Source organism: Brevundimonas sp., assembly GCF_046293315.1.
Lineage (GTDB): Bacteria > Pseudomonadota > Alphaproteobacteria > Caulobacterales > Caulobacteraceae > Brevundimonas.
The window spans coordinates 44,720-62,766 of the sequence record NZ_JBKBPF010000010.1 but is presented as its reverse complement, the minus strand read 5'-3'; the positions used below and the strand labels follow the sequence as shown (position 1 = coordinate 62,766).

At 67.9% G+C, this 18,047-nt stretch carries 22 protein-coding genes; 13 read left to right on the top strand and 9 right to left on the bottom strand.

Features of this window, described 5'->3' with window-relative positions; all coding sequences use genetic code 11:
• Window positions 1-182: 182 nt before the first annotated feature.
• The 4 genes from ACK4SE_RS10495 to ACK4SE_RS10480 all read right to left on the bottom strand — a co-directional run bounded on the left by ACK4SE_RS10495 (window position 183) and on the right by ACK4SE_RS10480 (window position 2,409).
• The gene (locus ACK4SE_RS10495; RefSeq protein WP_409692178.1) at window positions 183-371 is read right to left on the bottom strand and encodes a hypothetical protein; all 189 of its coding nucleotides are present in this window, start codon (window positions 369-371) and stop codon (window positions 183-185) included.
• Window positions 372-384: 13 nt separating this feature from the next.
• Entirely contained in the window at window positions 385-627 is a 243-nt protein-coding gene (locus tag ACK4SE_RS10490; RefSeq protein ID WP_409692175.1) for a hypothetical protein, read from the bottom strand.
• Between the two features lie 398 nt (window positions 628-1,025).
• Window positions 1,026-1,865 carry a hypothetical protein gene (locus ACK4SE_RS10485; RefSeq protein WP_409692172.1) on the bottom strand — a complete coding sequence of 280 codons (840 nt, stop codon included), beginning with the start codon at window positions 1,863-1,865 and terminating at the stop codon, window positions 1,026-1,028.
• 124 nt (window positions 1,866-1,989) lie between these two features.
• A complete protein-coding gene (locus ACK4SE_RS10480) occupies window positions 1,990-2,409 on the bottom strand; it encodes a GreA/GreB family elongation factor (RefSeq protein ID WP_409692170.1) in 420 nt (139 codons plus the stop codon).
• 445 nt (window positions 2,410-2,854) lie between these two features.
• On the opposite strand from ACK4SE_RS10480, the gene ACK4SE_RS10475 reads away from it, so the two are divergent.
• Complete coding sequence (locus ACK4SE_RS10475) at window positions 2,855-3,955, top strand: DUF2855 family protein (RefSeq protein ID WP_409692167.1); 1,101 nt, start codon at window positions 2,855-2,857, stop codon at window positions 3,953-3,955.
• Between the two features lie 121 nt (window positions 3,956-4,076).
• Entirely contained in the window at window positions 4,077-5,414 is a 1,338-nt protein-coding gene (locus ACK4SE_RS10470) for a PAS domain S-box protein (RefSeq protein ID WP_409692164.1), read from the top strand.
• 25 nt (window positions 5,415-5,439) lie between these two features.
• Here the strand turns inward: ACK4SE_RS10470 and hemB are convergent, their stop codons facing one another.
• Together hemB and ACK4SE_RS10460 are read right to left on the bottom strand one after the other, a co-directional pair.
• Window positions 5,440-6,441: a porphobilinogen synthase gene (gene hemB / locus ACK4SE_RS10465; RefSeq protein ID WP_409692161.1), complete on the bottom strand. Its 1,002-nt coding sequence runs from the start codon at window positions 6,439-6,441 to the stop codon at window positions 5,440-5,442.
• Between the two features lie 11 nt (window positions 6,442-6,452).
• On the bottom strand, window positions 6,453-6,938 hold the full coding sequence (locus ACK4SE_RS10460) for a DUF4870 family protein (RefSeq protein WP_409692158.1): 486 nt from the start codon (window positions 6,936-6,938) through the stop codon (window positions 6,453-6,455).
• A 111-nt stretch (window positions 6,939-7,049) separates the two neighbouring features.
• On the opposite strand from ACK4SE_RS10460, the gene ACK4SE_RS10455 reads away from it, so the two are divergent.
• The 7 genes from ACK4SE_RS10455 to ACK4SE_RS10425 all read left to right on the top strand — a co-directional run bounded on the left by ACK4SE_RS10455 (window position 7,050) and on the right by ACK4SE_RS10425 (window position 12,112).
• On the top strand, window positions 7,050-8,189 hold the full coding sequence (locus ACK4SE_RS10455; protein ID WP_409692155.1) for an acyl-CoA dehydrogenase family protein: 1,140 nt from the start codon (window positions 7,050-7,052) through the stop codon (window positions 8,187-8,189).
• Between the two features lie 52 nt (window positions 8,190-8,241).
• Window positions 8,242-8,520: a type II toxin-antitoxin system Phd/YefM family antitoxin gene (locus ACK4SE_RS10450; protein ID WP_409692153.1), complete on the top strand. Its 279-nt coding sequence runs from the start codon at window positions 8,242-8,244 to the stop codon at window positions 8,518-8,520.
• Window positions 8,501-8,914, top strand: coding sequence for a type II toxin-antitoxin system VapC family toxin (locus ACK4SE_RS10445; protein WP_409692150.1), 414 nt, complete (start codon window positions 8,501-8,503; stop codon window positions 8,912-8,914). Before ACK4SE_RS10450 ends, ACK4SE_RS10445 begins: the two co-directional genes overlap by 20 nt.
• Window positions 8,915-8,923: 9 nt before the next feature.
• On the top strand, window positions 8,924-9,976 hold the full coding sequence (locus ACK4SE_RS10440; protein WP_409692148.1) for an enoyl-CoA hydratase/isomerase family protein: 1,053 nt from the start codon (window positions 8,924-8,926) through the stop codon (window positions 9,974-9,976).
• Between the two features lie 48 nt (window positions 9,977-10,024).
• Window positions 10,025-10,486 carry a preQ(1) synthase gene (queF, locus tag ACK4SE_RS10435; protein ID WP_409692145.1) on the top strand — a complete coding sequence of 154 codons (462 nt, stop codon included), beginning with the start codon at window positions 10,025-10,027 and terminating at the stop codon, window positions 10,484-10,486.
• A gap of 114 nt (window positions 10,487-10,600) precedes the next feature.
• On the top strand, window positions 10,601-11,635 hold the full coding sequence (locus ACK4SE_RS10430) for an SPFH domain-containing protein (RefSeq protein WP_409692143.1): 1,035 nt from the start codon (window positions 10,601-10,603) through the stop codon (window positions 11,633-11,635).
• A 3-nt stretch (window positions 11,636-11,638) separates the two neighbouring features.
• Window positions 11,639-12,112 carry an NfeD family protein gene (locus tag ACK4SE_RS10425; protein ID WP_409692140.1) on the top strand — a complete coding sequence of 158 codons (474 nt, stop codon included), beginning with the start codon at window positions 11,639-11,641 and terminating at the stop codon, window positions 12,110-12,112.
• Window positions 12,113-12,315: 203 nt separating this feature from the next.
• Here the strand turns inward: ACK4SE_RS10425 and rnhA are convergent, their stop codons facing one another.
• Entirely contained in the window at window positions 12,316-12,753 is a 438-nt protein-coding gene (rnhA, locus tag ACK4SE_RS10420) for a ribonuclease HI (protein WP_021697578.1), read from the bottom strand.
• Between the two features lie 62 nt (window positions 12,754-12,815).
• Between rnhA and ACK4SE_RS10415 the strand changes: the two genes are divergently transcribed.
• Complete coding sequence (locus tag ACK4SE_RS10415) at window positions 12,816-13,034, top strand: hypothetical protein (protein WP_409692137.1); 219 nt, start codon at window positions 12,816-12,818, stop codon at window positions 13,032-13,034.
• Window positions 13,035-13,151: 117 nt separating this feature from the next.
• Here the strand turns inward: ACK4SE_RS10415 and ACK4SE_RS10410 are convergent, their stop codons facing one another.
• Complete coding sequence (locus tag ACK4SE_RS10410; RefSeq protein ID WP_409692135.1) at window positions 13,152-14,132, bottom strand: DUF1028 domain-containing protein; 981 nt, start codon at window positions 14,130-14,132, stop codon at window positions 13,152-13,154.
• A gap of 9 nt (window positions 14,133-14,141) precedes the next feature.
• The gene (locus tag ACK4SE_RS10405; RefSeq protein ID WP_409692133.1) at window positions 14,142-14,792 is read right to left on the bottom strand and encodes an alpha/beta hydrolase; all 651 of its coding nucleotides are present in this window, start codon (window positions 14,790-14,792) and stop codon (window positions 14,142-14,144) included.
• A 159-nt stretch (window positions 14,793-14,951) separates the two neighbouring features.
• Between ACK4SE_RS10405 and ACK4SE_RS10400 the strand changes: the two genes are divergently transcribed.
• Genes ACK4SE_RS10400 through sufB form a run of 3 tightly spaced genes read left to right on the top strand, consistent with a single transcriptional unit; the run spans window position 14,952 to window position 18,010 of the window.
• The gene (locus ACK4SE_RS10400; protein WP_409692132.1) at window positions 14,952-15,410 is read left to right on the top strand and encodes an Rrf2 family transcriptional regulator; all 459 of its coding nucleotides are present in this window, start codon (window positions 14,952-14,954) and stop codon (window positions 15,408-15,410) included.
• Window positions 15,407-16,543, top strand: a complete 1,137-nt coding sequence (locus tag ACK4SE_RS10395) for a cysteine desulfurase family protein (protein ID WP_409692130.1) — start codon at window positions 15,407-15,409, stop codon at window positions 16,541-16,543. Before ACK4SE_RS10400 ends, ACK4SE_RS10395 begins: the two co-directional genes overlap by 4 nt.
• Window positions 16,544-18,010 (top strand): Fe-S cluster assembly protein SufB, encoded by a 1,467-nt coding sequence (sufB, locus tag ACK4SE_RS10390; protein WP_409692128.1) that lies wholly within the window; start codon window positions 16,544-16,546, stop codon window positions 18,008-18,010. It abuts the gene before it with no gap.
• Window positions 18,011-18,047 lie beyond the last annotated feature (37 nt).

The following is an 18,047-nucleotide window of genomic DNA, read 5'->3' as shown; positions in this document are numbered from 1 at the left end:
GGACCCATTGTGGCCTCAAGCGCGATTTTGAGGCGCTTTGACTGTCCGGTGCGACACGGCGACCTGTCGAGACTGTTTTCGCCATAGGCCCTCGGGACAAGCCCGAGGGTGACGGAATTGAAATCATTGAACTAATTTAGCTCGGCTTACAGGTACACGACCTAGCCCCCGAGCCCGGATCGTCAGGCGTAACGGTGCTTGCGGCCCTTGTCGCCGAGCAGGTTCCAGCCGGCGCTGGTGGGGCGGAACCCGGACTTGCCGGTGCGCTCGGCCAGGCCGAGGACGGTGAGCTGGGCGCTGAGTTCGCGGTTCTCGGTGCGCTCTGATTCGATGATGTCGAGCAGGGCCTCGACGGTCTGGTCTTCGGTCACATTGGCTCCAGGGCTAGTCAAAAGGGTGGGGCAGTCGCCCGGATTTGAAGAGGATCGTCGGGGCTTCGTCATAGTCCCCCAGCTCGGTGTCGGCGGACACGGTGAAGGCGACGACGCCGACCCTCAGAGGTCCCAGCCGTTCGGCCTTGCGCCGGGCCTCTTCCGCAGACTTGCAGCCGATCTGCTGCTCCGCCTTGAGGCTCCCGCCTTTGCCGGCGACATAGCCCTGGACGATATGAACGGTTTCAACGCCCATCTATTTTTTCGGCTTGGCCGGCCCTTCGGGCAGCCCCTTCAGGCTGGGGTTCGAGGCGTTGGCCTTGGGCGATGCGGCCTTCTTCGGCTTGCCTTTGGACTCTTTCATGTCGGCGCTTTCCTGAATGAGGCTCATCGTAGCATGGGGCGCGGGCGCGACGTCACGCAATCGGCGACCACCGTCCGACTGATCAACGTGAGCCGGCGAGGATGCGTTCCGCCCGTCGGCGGGCCGGGGGCCCACGGCCATGCGGTTCCGGGACGGAGCCCGGGTCCAGCCGGGTGTTCAGTCCCTTTCCGGTCGTGACCGGAGCCGCAATGGGTCCTCGGGACAAGCCCGAGGATGACGGGGGTGGGGACGTTGAGACTCTGCGCGCGAAAACCAGTGCAATGAGAGTCTCACGGGGCGCCCGGGAGGGCGGGGGAGCGGGGCTCCGCGCCGCGGAGGGCCGCGATTTCGGTCTGGAGCCGGCGCAGGGCGTCGAGGGAGTCGGGCGCGTGAGACTCTTCGGGTGAAAAAGAGTGCAACGGGAGTCTCACTGTCCCGGCGGGCGTGGCCTGTCCGGCCTGGCTGGTGATGGCGGCCAGACGGGTGGCGAGCCTCACCAGATGGCGGGTGGCGGCGTCGCGGGGGGCCTCGACCGGATCGGCGGCGCGGGGCGGTTCGTGAGACTCCGAAGCCGAAAAACAGTGCAACGGGGTCCCGGACAGCGCCTGCGGCGCTTGCGGGATGACAAGGCGATCCCCGGCGATTTGCGCCGCCTCCGCCGCGCGGCGTTCCGCGGCCGCGCGGTCCATGCGGGCCTCGCGGGCCTCGATCTCCTCAAGGCGGGCGATGGGTTTCAGGTCCTTGTAGAGGCGCAGCCAGCCGCGGGCCTCGATCAGGCGGCCGGCGGCGACGGCGGCCTGGACGTGGGACCAGCATTTGTCGACCATCTGGGCGGCGGTGAGGGGCGCCTCCGTCCCGTCCCGGCTCGCGCCTGTCGGCGCGTCCGGGATGACAAGGGGGTCGTCCTGCGCCGTCGGGGGCTCTGGCGGCGGTTCTTCAGGCGCGTCGGGCTGGTCCATGCGGCGCCAGCCGCCTTCCTGCAGGTAGCGGCGGAAGGTGGACAGGCGCAGGTCGTGGCGGCGGCAGACCGCCTCGGCTGTGGCGCCGGCCAGATACTCCTCACGGGCGGCGGTCCAGCGGCGGGAGTCTCCGGTCAGGCGGCCGGGCGGGGCGGGGGGAACGACGGTCATGCTCATCCCGCCATTATCCGGCGCCCCGGAGGCGTGCGGCGAAAAACAGGGGTTTGAGACGGTGAACCCTTGCAGGCCCTGGCATTGGCGCCGGAAAATGCGGGATGAACGGGGCCCGGCCGCCCTAGGCGACCCGGGCGAGAGGCTCTGGCGTCACGTCGAGGACCCGGAGGCGGTGGGGGCGGCCCTTGTCGTCGGTCCAGCCGAATTCGGCGTCGACGGCCAGACCCAGCAGGGAGACGCCCACCAGGCTGAGGACCGAGACGCGGCGCCGGTCGATGTCGGCGTCGGCGGGCAGCACCAGCTGGATCTCGCGGGTCTGGCCCGAGCCGAGGTCCTCATAGGTCACCCAGCTGCCGATGCGGCAGAAGGGGCGGGCGTTGAAGGCGTCATTGACCACCACGGCGCGCGCCAGCTCTTCATCCAGCAGCCGCGCGGCGGCGGAGGCGGGGGCATGGCCGACCATGGACTCCAGGATCTCGAGGTCGGTGGCGGTGATGAGCAGTCGGGGTTTGCGGGCAGGCTTTGATCGGCTGTTGGTCATGGGAGGTCTCGCATGTTCGGCGTCGTCTGGACGCGCAAGTAAGGACGCGCGCCCTCGCGGGCCGCGGAGGAATCTGAAGGTTGAATTGAGGTTTCCGGACAGGCGTCGGCGCGCGCCCGAAGTCACGGGGGCGGTGGGATGACGATGTCGGGCGGTCGAAAACAGTCCCCAAACCCTGAGCGTTCGCTCGTTACGGATTTGGGGTCAGGCGCGTCCGGCGAAGCGCCCGGCGTGAAGCGTATTCCGCGAAAGGATGGCGCATCTACACATGATGAAATCAGCATGCGCCTGTGCAGCAGGGGAAGTCAATGCTTGCGGCGGAGGGCGGGCGTCGCGTGGCAGGGCGGGTCGACGAGGCGAAATGTCCCGTGGCGGGCCGAACCTTCTCCTGCGTCAACCGCGTTGTCCGCTAGGCTGCACCAAGGAAACGCGCGAGGAGGCCGCCATGTCTGATCTGAACCGCCGACTGATGACCCGCAAGGCCGATTTCGGCGAGACCCTGCTGGACACCGTGGTCACCCCGGAGCCCGCGGAGGGCGAGGTGGTGCTGGCGCTGGACCGGTTCTCCCTGACCACCAACAACATCACCTATGCGGCCTATGGCGACGCCATCGGCTACTGGCGGGTGTTTCCGACCGGGCGCGACGATTTCGGGTTGATGCCGGTGTGGGGCTTCGCCGATGTGGCGGCGTCGCGGGCGCCGGGGATCGAGGTCGGGGCGCGGGTGTTCGGCTATTTCCCCATGGCCGACACGCTGGTGGTGCAGGCCGAGAAGATCAGCAAGGGCGGGTTCGCCGACGCCGCGCCCTGGCGCAAGGCGGTGCCCGACATCTATAACCGCTATGTGCTGTGCGCCGCCGACGCCAACTATGACGTGGCGCTGGAGAACCCGGAGGCGCTGTTCCGGCCGCTGTTCATCACCTCCTACACGGCGGTGGATTTCCTGCGCGAGCACGCCTTCTTCGGCGCGAGACAGGTGGTGGTGTCCAGCGCCTCGTCCAAGACCGCCTATGGCGCGGCCTGGTGCATGGCCGAAGACGACGTGAGGCTGATCGCCCTGACGGGGGCGCGCAACCGGGCCTTCGTCGAGGGGCTGGGGGCCTATCAGGCGGTGCACGGCTACGAGGAGATCGAGACCCTGCCGACGGGCGTGCCGACGCTGTATCTGGATCTGGCCGGCGATCCCGACATGCGGCGGCGGGTGCACGCGAGGTTTGGCGCGGATTTGACCTATGACTGTCTGGTCGGCTCGACCCAGGGCGACGCCTTTCCCAAGGACGATCCGGCGCTGGTGGGGCCGAGGCCCCAGTTCTTCTTCGCCGCCACCTGTCTGGACGCGCACCGCGAGCGGGGCACGCTGCGCGCCTTCTACGAGCGCTTCTTCGCGGACCAGCGGGCCTTCTTCGAACGGGTGGTCGACCCAACCGCGCCGTGGATCCGGATCGTCGAGCATCAGGGGCTGGACGAGGCGGCGAAGGTGGTGCGGGCGCTGGCCGACGGCGTGTCGGATGCGGCGGAAGGGGCGGTGGTGCGGCTGGTGCGCTGAGGGTCGTGAACCCTTTGTGGGCCCGGTCGCCGCCCGCGTGAGCGGCAATGTGATTGTCACGGGATCGCGGACTGTCCTAGGAGGTGGCGAGCGGCAAACCTTCGAGGCGGAACTGTCCAGCATGCCCAGCGGAATCGGACTGACCAGCGATCGTCTCGGGCGTATTGTCGAGGAGGCGGCCAGCGAGGTTTACATCTTCTCCAACGAGGATTTCCGCTTCCGGCTGGTCAACAAGGGCGCGCGCGAGAACCTCGGCTATACCATCGAGGAGCTTCATGGGCTGACGCCGTGGGACCTGAAGCCGCAGATCACGCGCGAGGCGTTTCTGGCGCTGGTGCATCCGCTGCAGTCGGGCGCGGTGGAGCGGCTGGAGTTCGAGACGGTTCACCGGCGCAAGGACGGGACGGACTACAACGTCTCGGTCAAGCTGCAGTTGTTCGACGAGGGCGGCGACCGGGTGTTCTACGCGGCCATCCAGGACATCACGAGCCATCGGAAAATCGAGTCCGAACTGCTGGAGATCTCGGCGCGGCTGGATGCGATCCTCGGCAATACGACCATGGCCGTGTTCCTGATGAATGAGCACCAGCACTGCGTGTTCATGAACAAGGCGGCGGAGGACCTGACGGGGTTCTCGTTCGCCGAGGTCACGGGACGGCCGCTGCACGACGTGATCCATCACACCCATCCGGACGGCACGCCGTTCCCGCTGGAGGACTGCCCCATCGACCGCAGCTTTCCCGAGAAGGTGGGGACGCAGGGCGAGGAGATCTTCGTCCACAAGGACGGGTCGTTCTATCCGGTCGCCTTCACCGCCAGTCCGGTGCAGGACGAGGAGGCCAAGGTGGTCGGAACGATCATCGAGGCGCGGGACATCAGCGATGAGAAGCGCCACGAGACGGCGCGCAACCTGCTGATGCGCGAGGTGGATCACCGCGCGCGCAATGTGCTGGCGGTGGTGCATTCGCTGGCGCAGCTGACGCGGGCCGATGATCTGGACAGCTACAAGACCATTCTGGCGGGGCGGATCAACGCCCTGGCGCGGGCGCAGACCTCGCTGGCCAACCGGCGCTGGGAAGGCGGGCGGCTGGAGGATGTGGTGCGCGAGGAGCTGGAGGCGCTGTGCCCGAAGGACAGCGTCACGGCGCAGGGGCCCGAGGTGGCGCTGTCGCCCGAGCAGGTCCAGCCCATCAGCATGCTGATCCACGAGATGGCCACCAATGCGAACAAGTACGGCGCCTGCAGCCATGTCGACGGCAAGGTGTCGGTGACCTGGGCGCTCGAGGACGGCCGGGTGACCCTGGTCTGGCGCGAGACCGGCGGGCCGCCGGTGGCGCCGCCGACGCGCGAAGGCTTCGGCTCGTTGCTGAAGGCGGGGGTGGTCGGTCAGATCAAGGGCACGATCACCCGCAACTGGGACCCGGCCGGGCTGGTGGTGGAAGTGGCCTTTCCGCTGTAGCGGGCCGCTGTAACGGCGCGACCGGTCAGGCGCCCAGCAGGCGGGCGGCGCGCGGCGCGAAATAGGTCAGGACGCCCGCGCAGCCGGCGCGCTTGAAGGCGGTCAGGGTCTCGAGGATGGCCCGGTCCTCGTCCAGCCAGCCGTTGGCGGCGGCGGCGCGCATCATCGCGTACTCGCCGGACACCTGATAGGCGAAGGTGGGCACGTGGAACGCCTCGTGGATGCGGCGCACGATGTCCAGATAGGGCAGGCCCGGCTTGACCATCACCGCGTCGGCGCCCTCGGCCAGATCGGCGGCCACCTCGCGCAGGGCCTCCTCGGAATTGGCGAAGTCCATCTGATAGGTCTTCTTGTCGCCGGTCAGGGCTTTCGCGGAGCCGACGGCGTCGCGGTAGGGGCCGTAGAAGGCCGAGGCGTATTTGGCGGCGTAGGACAGGATCAGCACGTCCTGGAAGCCGTTGGCCTCCAGCGCGTCGCGGATGGCGGCCACGCGGCCGTCCATCATATCGGACGGCCCGACCATGTCGGCGCCCGCATGGGCGTGGATGAAGGCCATCTCGGCCAGACGGTCCAGTGTGGCGTCGTTGACGATGACCCCGTTCTCGATCAGGCCGTCGTGGCCGTGGTCGGCGTAGCAGTCCAGCGCCACATCGGTCATGACGCCGATCTCCGGCGCCGCGTCCTTGATGGCCTTGATGCAGTCGGGGATGAGGCCGTCGAGGTCCACGGCGCCGGAGGCCTCGGCGTCCTTTTTCGACGGGTCGATGTTGGGGAACAGGGCCACGGCGGGGATGCCCAGCGATGCGGCTTCCTTCGCGGCCTGCGCGGCGGCTTTCGGGCTGAGGCGGTCGACGCCGGGCATGGAGGGGACGGGGACGCGGTCCTCGGGCCCATCGTGGACGATCAGCGGCCAGATCAGGTCGGAGGGGGTCAGCACATGCTCGGCCACCAGCGAGCGGACCCACGGGGTGCGGCGCAGGCGGCGCGGGCGCGCGGCGGGGAAGGGGGCGGGGGTGAAGACGCTCATGACCGGAACTTTCAGACCGAAACGCGGCCCATGGGCTGCCGGGCGCCGAGGCGCACCATGCCGATGACCGAGGAGATGATCACCCACAGGCTGGCCAGGGCGTAGGCGATCAGGAACACGAAGACGCCGACGAAGAAAACCACCGGCATTTCGGGGCTGACCTGCATGGCCACGGCCTCCCAGGCGTCGCCCGGCGCGTTGGCGATCACCAGGCGGACCAGATCCACGAGCAGGAACACCACCCCGACGGCCAGGGCGATGAAGGCGATCATGGCCAGGGCGAAGGCGATCCAGAAGTGGCGGATCTGGTAGCGGTAATGGCTGCAGGCCAGGGGCTCGGCCTCGGGCTTGCGCACATAGGCGATGACCACGGCCATCAGGGCGGTGAGGCCGAACACGAAGGGCGCGGCGAACATCAGGGCGTGGCCGACCATGGCCAGGTTGCGATCATCGCTCGACGGATCGCGCCCCTGTCCGGTATTAGCGGTGTCGCTCATGCGGGTTTCCTCATGGATTCCGCCGTCAGCCCCCGACGACGCGCCGTTCAAGGCCGCCGCATAGACCAATCGCAACAGCGGCGCAAAGCCGCGAAGCTTTCAGGGATGTTCATGGACTTCGCCCTCACCGAGGATCAACGCGCCATTCAGGAGGCCGCACGGGCCTTCGCCGAGGCCGAACTGGCGCCCCATTCGGCCCGCTGGGACGAGGAAAAGCACTTCCCCGTCGACGTGATGAAGGCGGCCGCCGAGATGGGCTTCTGCGCCATCTATGCGGGCGAGGAGCACGGCGGCATGGCGCTGGGCCGGGTCGAGGCGGCGGTGATCTTTGAAGAGCTGTCGCGGGGCGACGTGTCCGTGGCGGCCTTCATCTCGATCCACAACATGGCCACCTGGATGATCGACGGGTTCGGCTCGGATGACCTGCGGGCGCGTTATGTGCCGTCGCTGGTGAGCATGGACCGGATCGCCAGCTACTGCCTGACCGAGCCGGGCTCGGGGTCGGACGCGGCGGCGCTGCGGACCACGGCGGTGAAGGACGGGGATCACTATGTGCTGAACGGCTCCAAGGCCTTCATCTCGGGCGCGGGGACGTCGGACATCTATGTGGTCATGGCCCGCACGGGCGGGGAGGGCGCCAGGGGAATTTCGGCCTTCGTTGTGGACAAGGACACGCCGGGCCTGAGCTTCGGCGCGCAGGAGAAGAAGATGGGCTGGAACGCCCAGCCCACGGCCATCGTCTCGTTCGACGACTGCCGGGTGCCGGCGGCCAACCTGCTGGGCCAGGAGGGCGACGGGTTCCGCTATGCGATGATGGGGCTGGACGGCGGGCGGCTGAACATCGCGGCCTGTTCGCTGGGCGGGGCGCGGCTGGCGCTGGAGACGGCGCAGGCCTACGTCGCCAGCCGCAAGCAGTTCGGCAAGGCGCTGGCGGAGTTCCAGAACACCCAGTTCAAGCTGGCGGACATGGCGACGCAACTGGACGCCGCCCGGCTGATGGTGCTGCGCGGGGCCTGGGCCATCGACACGGCCCATGCGGAAAAGACCAAATGGTGCGCCATGGCCAAGCGGCTGGCCACCGACGCGTGTTTTTCCATTGCTGACGAAGCGCTCCAGCTCCATGGTGGCTACGGCTACCTGAAGGACTACCCGCTGGAGCGCATCGTGCGCGACCTTCGGGTGCACCGCATCCTGGAAGGCACCAACGAGATCATGCGCGTGATCACCGCGCGGGAGATGCTGCGACAGTAGGCCCGGGCCGGGATTTCTGCTATTCTGACCATAATGGTCAGGAGAGCGTGTCATGCGTGAAGTCGGCATTCTGGAGGCCAAGACCGGGCTGTCGGGTCTGGTCGCGGACGTGGAGCGTACGGGGGAGGAGATCGTCCTCACACGACACGGACGCGCGGCGGCCAAGCTTGTGCCCGTCAGTCAGCCACGCCGACGCGATCCCGCGGAATGGAAGAAGACCGTCGCCGCCATCCTTGCGACCCGCGACGCGCGACCCGTTGTGCCCGGGTTCGACGATCTGAGCTGGGACGAGTTGAAGCGGATCGCGCGCGATGAAGACCGTTACGATTGACGCCTCGGCGGCGGTCAGCTGGCTTTTTCCGGCGCAGGCGTCTGGCGCTGCGGACGCGTTCCTGACTGACAGCGCGGACAGGCGCTTTGCCGCGCCGGGCATTTTCGCTTGGGAAGTCGGCAATCTGATCGCCACCCGCAGCCGTCGGGCGGGCATGGAACCCATGGACCTGTGTGATCGCCTCCACGCCCTTGGGATCGAGATCGCGCCCGCGCCTTCACCTGAGGCGGTGCTGGAAACCGTCGGGGCGGCCGCGGCGCTGGACCTCACGCTGTTTGACACCGCCTATCTGCTCCATGCCATGGATCATGGCGGCGGGCTGGCCAGTCGCGACCACCGGCTTCTGGACGCCGCGCGCGCCGCTGGTGTGGACGTGTTCGATCTGCGCGACTAAGCCCTCGCCATGACCTCAGAACCTGAAATCCTCACCCGCGTCGAGACCGGCCTCGGCGTCATCACCCTGAACCGGCCCAAAGCCATCCATGCGCTGAACAAGGGCATGTGCGAGGCGATGATCGCGGCGCTGCTGGACTGGCGCGACGATCCGGCGGTCCAGTCGGTGCTGATCGACCACGCGGGCGAGCGGGGGTTCTGCGCCGGGGGCGACATCCGCATGATCGCCGAGAGCGGGGCGGGGGATGCGTTGGAGGCCAAGGCGTTCTTCCATGCGGAATACCGGCTGAACCATCTGCTGTTCGACTATCCCAGGCCGGTGACGGCGCTGGTGGACGGCATCGTCATGGGCGGCGGCGTGGGCATCAGCGAGCCGGCGGACGTGCGCATCGCCACCGAGCGGACCACCTACGCCATGCCGGAGACGGGCATCGGCCTGTTCCCCGATGTGGGCGGGGGCTGGTTCCTGCCGCGCCTGCCGGGCCAGACCGGCGCGTGGCTGGCCCTGACCGGGGCGCGGCTGAAGGCGGCGGACACGGTGGCGCTGGGGATCCACACCCACTTCATGCCGTCGGAGCAGGCGGGGGCCCTGAAGGCGGCGCTGACGGCCGAGCCGGCCGATCCGAAGGCTGTGGCGGAGCATTTCGCCGCCGACCCCGGCCCGTCGCCGCTGGACGAGCACCGCGACGCCATCGACCGGCTGTTCGGCCATGACACGGTGGAGGCGATCTTCATGGCGCTGGAGGCGGACGGGTCGGACTGGGCGCTCAAGCAGCTGTCGATCCTCAAGACCAAGTCGCCCCAGTCCATGAAGGTCTCGCTGCGCCAGATACGCACCGGGGCGGGGCTGACATCCTTCGCCGAGAACATGGCCATGGAGTACCGGCTGGGCGGACGGGTCGTGCGCACCCACGACTTCCAGGAGGGGGTGCGCGCGGTGATCGTGGACAAGGACAATGCGCCGAAGTGGTCGCCGGCTGATCTGGCGGACGTCACGGACGCGCAACTGGACGCCCTGTTCGCGCCGCTGCCGGCCCATGAGGAATGGACGCCGCTGGCCTGACCATTCTGAGGTGATGACCGGGGCGCGGCGAGGCGCTAAAGCGGGTCCATGATCACGAACACTTCCGGCCTCACCCAGCTCGGCGGCGATGTACGGGGCTTCGACAGCCCCGAACAGGCCGTTCTGGAGCGCGTGCCCAATCCGCATGCTGACACCCTGTACCTGGCGCGCTTCACGGCGCCGGAGTTCACCAGCCTGTGCCCGGTGACGGCCCAGCCGGACTTCGCCCATCTGGTGATCGACTATGCGCCGGGCGAATGGCTGGTCGAATCAAAGAGCTTGAAGATGTACCTCACGTCGTTCCGTAACCACGGGGCGTTCCATGAGGACTGCACGGTGGCCATCGGCAAGCGGCTGGCGGACCTGCTGGCGCCGAAATGGCTGAGGATCGGCGGCTACTGGTATCCGCGCGGGGGCATCCCCATCGACGTGTTCTGGCAGACCGGGCCGGCGCCCGAGGGGCTGTGGCTGCCCGACCAGGGCGTGCCGACCTATCGCGGCCGGGGCTGACGCCGCAGCGGGCCCGATGAGCCCGATGACGCGGAAGTAATTCCTCACGTTCCGGTTTCGATGGTCCGGCGGTTCATGGCGGGGTAGGGTTGGGCTGAAAAAGGGAGGCTGCCCATGGGTTTGTCCGTATTTGCGATCGTGGTGGTGGTGATGGCCATCGCCCTGGCGTTCAGCGTCATCAAGATCGTGCCCCAGGGGCGCGAGTTCACCGTGGAGCGGTTCGGCAAATACACCCGCACCCTGAGCCCCGGGATCAGCTTCCTGACGCCCTTCGTCGAGGGCATCGGCCGCCGCATGAACATGATGGAGCAGGTCCTGGACGTGCCCCAGCAGGAGGTCATCACCAAGGACAACGCCATGGTGAAGGTGGACGCCATCGTCTTCATCCAGGTGATGAGCGCCTCGGCCGCGGCCTACCGGGTCGATGACCTCAACTACGCCATCACCCAGCTGTGCTCGACCAATCTGCGGACCGTGGTGGGCTCCATGGAACTGGACGAGGTGCTGTTCCAGCGCGACAGCATCAACTCGCGCCTGCTGACCGTGATCGACGCGGCCACCGAGCCGTGGGGCGTCAAGGTCAACCGGATCGAGATCAAGGACCTGACCCCGCCGGTGGACATCACCAACGCCATGGCCCGCCAGATGAAGGCCGAACGCGAGCGGCGCGCCATCATCACCGAGGCGGACGGCGAGAAGCAGGCCGCCATCGCCCGGGCCGAGGGCGCCAAGCAGGCGGCCATTCTGGAGGCCGAGGGCCGCAAGGAAGCCGCCTTCCGCGACGCCGAGGCCCGCGAGCGGGAAGCCGAGGCCGAGGCCCGCGCCACCGCAATGGTGTCCCAGGCCATCGCCGCCGGCGACGTCAACGCCATCAACTACTTCGTGGCCCAGAAGTACGTGGAGGCCTTCGCCGAGCTGGCCCGCAGCCCGCAGCAGAAGACCGTCATCGTCCCCGCCGAGATGGGCGGACTGGTCGGCACCATCGCCGGCCTGGGCGAACTGGTCGGCCTGGCCCGGGACCAGCAGCAGGACCGTCGCGACGACCGTCAGGCCGCGCGCCCCGCCCCGCGTCCGACCACCACCAACTCGCCGCCGCCGACCCAGACCGCCCCGCGCCGTCCGCGCGGATCGGTCCCCGGCACGGAGTAGGCCATGGACTGGCTGATCGATCTGTATTCGGCCCAGCCGTTCTGGATCTGGCTGGCCGTCGGCGTGGCGTTGCTGGCCGTCGAGGTCTCCATGACCACCGAATGGCTGCTGTGGCCCGCCGCCGCCGCCGGGGTGGTGGCGGTGCTGACGGCTCTCGGCCTGCCGCTGGGCTGGGCCGGGGAACTGATCGTGTTCGCCCTGCTGACGGTGGTGTTCACCGTTCTGGCGCGGCGCTTCATCAAGCGGATCAACCCGGGCGACGCGGCCGACATCAACGATCGCGACAGCCGGCTGGTGGGGCAACGGGCGCAGGTGGTCCAGGCCTTCGCCGAGGGCCGCGGCCGGGTGTTCATCTCGGGGTCCGAGTGGGCGGCCGAGATCGATGGCGAGGCCCCCATGGTGGGGCAGGCCGTGGTCGTGGAATCGGTCAGCGGCTCGCGCCTGAAGGTGCGCGCGGTCCAGGCTGTCGTGGGCTAGGTCGTGTACTGTAAGTCGAGCTAAATTAGTTCAATGATTTCAATATTCCGTCACCCTCGGGCTTGTCCCGAGGGCCTATGGCGAAAACAGTCTCGACAGGTCGCCGGGTCGCACCGCACAGTCAAAGCGCCTCAAAATCGCGCTTGAGGCCACAATGGGTCCTCGGGACAAGCCCGAGGATGACGGATTTGTTGGGACAGACCCTAGCCCTTCAGCTCATCCACGCCCCGGTTGGCGAGGGCGTCGGCGCGCTCGTTCCATTGGTGGCCGGCGTGGCCCTTGACCCAGCGCCAGCGGACGTCGTGGCGGGCGCGGGCGGCGTCGAGGCGCTTCCACAGGTCCTCGTTCTTGACCGGCTTTTTGTCCGCCGTCTTCCAGCCGCGCGCCTTCCAGCCGTGGATCCACTGCTCGATGCCCTGCATGACGTATTTGCTGTCGGTGTGCAGCTCGACCTTGCAGGGGCGCGTCAGGGCCTCCAGCGCCTGGATGGCGGCCATCAGCTCCATGCGGTTGTTGGTGGTCAGCTTTTCGCCGCCCCACAGCTCTTTCTCGCGCTCTCCCCAGTGCATCACCGCGCCCCAGCCGCCGGGACCGGGGTTGCCGCGACAGGCGCCGTCGGTGTGGATGATGACGTGGGACAAGGGACCTGCCGGGATTTGGAGAGGAGGGGAAATGTCACTATTCTCTCCGCAGGAGAAGAGCCATGATCCAGTTGCAGATCGAAGACATCGAGGGCCGGGCGGCCATTCTGCTGGATGATGCGTCGCTCAAGACGCTAGGCGCCGAGCGTGGCGATGTCATCGCGGTGGATGAGTCCGGCGTGACAGTGGTCACCCACCGGACAGAGACCGAACGCCAGCTGGCCATCGCGCGTGACGTGATGGTGGAACATGAGGAAGTTCTGGCCGCATTGGCGCGATAGCGTGCTGACGATCACTGTTGAGGTGGAACCTCAATCCGTCATCCTCGGGCCGAGGACCCATTTGGTCGGCGCGTCGGCCTCTGGATCACGGTGCACGGCCGTGCCCGGATTCGAGCTCTAGATACCGGTCGGAAAGGTCGAATCGGCGCGGAGCGGATCATATAGCGGGTCCGCGATCTCGATCCTGCCCCAAGCCGGATTGAGACGGATGAACGCGGTCAGGGCCTCAAGCGCGGGGCCCGAGCGGCCTAGTGATGCCCAAAGGCGGGCGGCGCGACGCTGTATGCGATCCCAGTCGCCGCCCAGGACAAGGGCGGTGTCGATGTCGCGGGCCGCTGCTTCGGCATCGCTGCGGCGCGCCGACCGTTCCGCGCGGATCATGTGGCTGTGAGCCTGATTGAAGTTCCACAGGCGACGCAGATCCTGAATTGGACGGGAAGAGGCGTCGACGCGGAAGTCGGTGTCGCTCCATGTTCCGTCGGGGGTGCGCACCAGCAGGGCGGCAGACATGCCGCCAATGGTCTGCCCCCCGACAGCTTCACCGGCTTCCAGAGCCAGAAGCAGGCGTTCCGCGAGGGGCTTTCCATCACTTGCAAGGAAGGCGGCCTCCATCGCCTCGAGGACGGCGGCGCCCGCGAGGCCATTGCCCTGTACCGAATACATCGGACCATATCTGTCGCCGGCCCACGGAGACGCCAGAGCCTCCGAACCGGTGAAGACGGAGGCGCTTCCCCCAGCAGACACCACGCCAAGTTGCCGGAAAGCCGGACCTTGGCCTTCGAAGTTTCCGTCATTGGCGAGCAGGTTCGCCAGGACCTGGTCGGCGTCATGGCCCGCTTCAAGCAGGGAGAGACCGGCCGGCCCGTAATTCGGGTTGGTTTCGAACTGGGTCGCCAAAGCGCCTGCGCCGGCTCGGGCGTAGATGACGGTGGCGCCGACAGCCAGATTGTGGGTGGCGACCGCCGCTCCGCAGGAACGGGTGCTGTCGCAGGCTACAATGGAATAGGTCGCGTTCGCGGCGCCAGGGAGGACGAGCGTGAACAGGATGACGAGCGCAGCTCCGCCCAGACGGGAAATACAAGAATGCACCCGATTCATGGGGTTCTCCTACGCCGGGTCGGCTTCCAGGCGCATGTCCAGATAGGCGCCGACGCGGCGTTCCACGGCGGGAAGGTGGTCCTGCCAGAAGTGGGTGGCGCCCTCTTCCAGCTCGTAGTCGATGGTGATGCCCTTCTGGGTGCGCAGCTTGTTGACCACGCGCTCCACCTCGACCGGCGGCACGATGGTGTCGGCGGTGCCGTGCAGGAACAGGCCGGAGGCCGGGCAGGGCGCCAGGAAGCTGAAGTCGTAGATGTTGGTGGGCGGCGACACCGAGATGAAGCCGTCCGTCTCGGGCCGGCGCATCAGCAGCTGCATGCCGATGTAGGCGCCGAACTGATAGCCGGCGACCCAGGTCTGGCTGGCGCCGGGGTTCTCGGTCTGGAGCCAGTCCAGGGCGGTGGCCGCGTCGGCCAGTTCGCCGATGCCGGAGTCAAACTCGCCCTGGGACTTGCCCACGCCGCGCGAGTTGTACCGCAGGGTGGCGAAGCCGCGCTTCTGGAACAGCTGGTACAGGTGCACCGCAATGGGATTGTTCATGTGCCCGCCCGCCTTGGGGTGCGGATGCAGGATCAGGGCGATGGGCGCGTTCTCGCGCTTGCCGGGGGAGTAGCGGGCTTCGATGCGACCGGAGGCGCCGCTCAGGATGACTTCAGGCATGAATCTGGTGGAATCCTGTCTTCAACTGTCGTTTCGCAGCTGCGTAATACTTGACCATGGGGGTGGGACTTTATATCTCCACCCCACGCGCCATGGCCCATGAAGCCGCGGGTTCTAGCACAGGAGCCCCGAAAAGCGCGCGATTTCTTGAGGTGCGCCATGCGACTTTCGACAAAGGGACGTTACGCCGTGATGGCCATGGCCGATCTGGCCCGCCACGGGCGTGAGCGCGCCGTGTCCCTGGCCGAGATCGCCGCGCGTCAGGAAATCTCCCTCAGCTATTTGGAACAACTGTTCGCGCGCCTGCGCCGGGCCGGGCTGGTCAAGAGCGTGCGCGGGCCCGGCGGCGGATACCGCCTGTCGTCGGCGTCGTCCGAGATCATGGTGTCGGACATCGTGCTGGCGGTGGACGAGCCGATCCGGGCCACGCGCTGTTCGGTGCAGGGCTCGCCCAGGGGCTGCATGATCGGCGGCGAACGCTGCATCACCCATGACCTGTGGGCGGGGCTGGGCGATGAGATCCACCGCTATCTGTCCAGCGTCAGCCTGGAGGACGTGGTGCTGAAGCGCACGCGCCGCCCGGCACCGGTCGACGCCCGGGAAGAGGTGGCGGCGTGAGCGTCTATCTGGACTACAATTCGACGGCGCTGGTGCGGCCGCAGGTGCGGGCGCTCATGGCCGAGGTGCTGGCCGAGGGGGGCAACCCCAATGCGGTGCATGCGCTGGGCCGCCGCGCCCGCTCGCGCATCGAGACGGCGCGGGCCCAGGTGGCGGCGCTGGTCGGGGCCGACCCGACGGCGGTGGTGTTCTCCAGCGGCGGCACCGAAGCCAATGCGCAAGGCATCGCCAGCGCCATCGCGGCGGGCTGCGAGCGGCTGATCGTGTCGGCCACCGAGCATCCGTGCGTGGCCGAGGCGGCGATGGCCAGCGGCGTTGCGGTGGAGGTTCTGCCGGTGGACGGCGACGGCGTGGTCGATCTGGACTGGCTGGCCGGGGCGCTGCAACGGCCGGGCCGGGCGGCGGTCGCCATCCATCATGCGAACAATGAAAGCGGCGTGATCCAGCCCATCGCCGAGGCCGCCGCGCTGGTGCGGGCGGCGGGCGGCTGGCTGCACGTGGACGCCATCCAGTCGGCGGGCAAGATCGCCGTGGACATGGGGGCGCTGGATGCGGACACCCTGACCCTGTCGGGGCACAAGCTGGGCGCGGCGCAGGGCGTCGGGGCGCTGGTGGTGCGCGAGGGGCTGACCCTCGTGCGCATCCTGCACGGCGCCGGGCAGGAGCGGGGTCTGCGCGCGGGCACCGAGAACACCGCGGGCATCGCCGGGTTCGGCGCGGCGGCCGAGATCGCGGGCGGCGAGCTGGCGCAGGCGGCGGATCATGCGGTCTGGCGCGACGCGGCGGCCCGGCGGGTCAAGGCGGCGGGCGCGGCGGTGGTCGGCGAGGGGGCGGATCGCCTGCCCAACACCCTGTTTCTGGCGGTGGAAGGCTGGGACAGCCCGCAGCAGCTGATCGGGCTGGATCTGGCGGGCGTCATGGTCTCGGCGGGCAGCGCCTGTTCGTCGGGCAAGACAAAGCCGTCCAGGACGCTGGTCGCCATGGGGCTGGACCGGCTGGCCACGGGCGCGGTGCGCGCCTCGGGCGGCTGGGGCACGCAGGAAGCCGACTGGACGCGGTTCGCGGACGTGTGGACCGCCGCATTTGAAAAGCATGTCGCGCGCCTGAGTGTGCGCGCGAAGGAAGTCGCGTAAATGGCTGCAGTTAAAGAGACAATCGACACGGTCGCGGAACTGGAGCGGTACAAGCACGGCTTCACTTCCGACATCGAGCAGGAGTTCGCGCCCAAGGGCCTGAACACCGACATCGTGCGCTTCATCTCCGAGAAGAAGGGCGAGCCCGAGTGGATGCTGGAATGGCGTCTGGCCGCCTATGAGCGCTGGCTGGCCATGGAGGAGCCCACCTGGTCGGCGGTGCGCTACCAGCCCATCGACTATCAGGACCTGTACTACTACGCCGCGCCCAAGAAGAAGGACGGGCCCAAGTCGCTGGACGAGGTCGATCCGGAGCTGCTGGCCGTCTACGCGAAACTGGGCATTCCGCTGGGCGAGCAGGCGGTTCTGGCGGGGGTCGAGGGTGCGCCGCGCTATGCGGTGGACGCCGTGTTCGACTCCGTCAGCGTGGTCACCACCTTCAAGGAAGAGCTGAAGAAGGCCGGCGTGATCTTCATGCCGATCTCCGAGGCCCTGCGCGAACACCCCGAACTGGTGCGCCAGTACCTGGGCACGGTGGTGCCGGTGTCGGACAACTATTTCGCGGCCCTGAACAGCGCGGTGTTTTCGGACGGGTCGTTCGTCTATGTGCCGCCGGGGGTCCGTTGCCCCATGGAGTTGTCGACCTATTTCCGCATCAATGCGAGCCAGACGGGCCAGTTCGAGCGCACCCTGATCATCGCCGACAAGGGCAGCTATGTCTCGTATCTGGAGGGCTGCACCGCCCCCATGCGCGACGAGAACCAGCTGCACGCCGCGGTGGTGGAGATCGTGGCGCTGGACGACGCCGAGGTGAAGTATTCGACGGTCCAGAACTGGTATCCCGGCGACGCCGAGGGCAAGGGCGGCATCTACAACTTCGTTACCAAGCGCGCCGACTGCCGGGGCGACCGGTCCAAGGTCAGCTGGACCCAGGTGGAGACCGGTTCGGCGGTGACGTGGAAATATCCTTCCTGCATCCTCAAGGGCGAGGACAGCTCGGGCGAGTTCTATTCCATCGCCATCACCAACGGTCATCAGCAGGCCGACACCGGCACCAAGATGATCCATCTGGGCAAGAACTCGAAGAGCCGGATCATCGCCAAGGCGGTCTCGGCCGGGAAATCGGACTCCACGTATCGCGGGCTGGTGTCTGTGCATCCGAAGGCGACCGGCGTGCGCAATTTCACCCAGTGCGACTCCTTGCTCATCGGCAAGGACTGCGGCAGCCACACCGTGCCCTATATCGAGGCCCGCAACGGCTCGGCTCTGCTGGAGCACGAGGCCACCACCACGCGCCTGTCGGACGACCAGCTGTTCTATGCCCAGCAGCGCGGCCTGTCGGAGGAAGAGGCGGTGGCCCTGCTGGTCAACGGCTTCGTCCGCGACGTGCTGCAGGAACTGCCGATGGAGTTCGCGGTGGAGGCGCAGAAGCTGGTGGCGATCAGCCTGGAAGGGTCGGTCGGATGATCCTCCAGTCTCCGTCATCCTCGGGCTTGTCCCGAGG

Excerpts from the sequence above, each read along its gene's own strand:
- ACK4SE_RS10490 (WP_409692175.1), bottom strand. The coding sequence starts at position 627 with ATGGGCGTTGAAACCGTTCATATCGTCCAGGGCTATGTCGCCGGCAAA.
- ACK4SE_RS10485 (WP_409692172.1), bottom strand. The coding sequence starts at position 1,865 with ATGACCGTCGTTCCCCCCGCCCCGCCCGGCCGCCTGACCGGAGACTCC.
- ACK4SE_RS10480 (WP_409692170.1), bottom strand. The coding sequence starts at position 2,409 with ATGACCAACAGCCGATCAAAGCCTGCCCGCAAACCCCGACTGCTCATC.
- ACK4SE_RS10475 (WP_409692167.1), top strand. The coding sequence starts at position 2,855 with ATGTCTGATCTGAACCGCCGACTGATGACCCGCAAGGCCGATTTCGGC.
- ACK4SE_RS10470 (WP_409692164.1), top strand. The coding sequence starts at position 4,077 with ATGCCCAGCGGAATCGGACTGACCAGCGATCGTCTCGGGCGTATTGTC.
- hemB (WP_409692161.1), bottom strand. The coding sequence starts at position 6,441 with ATGAGCGTCTTCACCCCCGCCCCCTTCCCCGCCGCGCGCCCGCGCCGC.
- ACK4SE_RS10460 (WP_409692158.1), bottom strand. The coding sequence starts at position 6,938 with ATGAGCGACACCGCTAATACCGGACAGGGGCGCGATCCGTCGAGCGAT.
- ACK4SE_RS10455 (WP_409692155.1), top strand. The coding sequence starts at position 7,050 with ATGGACTTCGCCCTCACCGAGGATCAACGCGCCATTCAGGAGGCCGCA.
- ACK4SE_RS10450 (WP_409692153.1), top strand. The coding sequence starts at position 8,242 with ATGCGTGAAGTCGGCATTCTGGAGGCCAAGACCGGGCTGTCGGGTCTG.
- ACK4SE_RS10445 (WP_409692150.1), top strand. The coding sequence starts at position 8,501 with ATGAAGACCGTTACGATTGACGCCTCGGCGGCGGTCAGCTGGCTTTTT.
- ACK4SE_RS10440 (WP_409692148.1), top strand. The coding sequence starts at position 8,924 with ATGACCTCAGAACCTGAAATCCTCACCCGCGTCGAGACCGGCCTCGGC.
- queF (WP_409692145.1), top strand. The coding sequence starts at position 10,025 with ATGATCACGAACACTTCCGGCCTCACCCAGCTCGGCGGCGATGTACGG.
- ACK4SE_RS10430 (WP_409692143.1), top strand. The coding sequence starts at position 10,601 with ATGGGTTTGTCCGTATTTGCGATCGTGGTGGTGGTGATGGCCATCGCC.
- ACK4SE_RS10425 (WP_409692140.1), top strand. The coding sequence starts at position 11,639 with ATGGACTGGCTGATCGATCTGTATTCGGCCCAGCCGTTCTGGATCTGG.
- ACK4SE_RS10415 (WP_409692137.1), top strand. The coding sequence starts at position 12,816 with ATGATCCAGTTGCAGATCGAAGACATCGAGGGCCGGGCGGCCATTCTG.
- ACK4SE_RS10410 (WP_409692135.1), bottom strand. The coding sequence starts at position 14,132 with ATGAATCGGGTGCATTCTTGTATTTCCCGTCTGGGCGGAGCTGCGCTC.
- ACK4SE_RS10405 (WP_409692133.1), bottom strand. The coding sequence starts at position 14,792 with ATGCCTGAAGTCATCCTGAGCGGCGCCTCCGGTCGCATCGAAGCCCGC.
- ACK4SE_RS10400 (WP_409692132.1), top strand. The coding sequence starts at position 14,952 with ATGCGACTTTCGACAAAGGGACGTTACGCCGTGATGGCCATGGCCGAT.
- sufB (WP_409692128.1), top strand. The coding sequence starts at position 16,544 with ATGGCTGCAGTTAAAGAGACAATCGACACGGTCGCGGAACTGGAGCGG.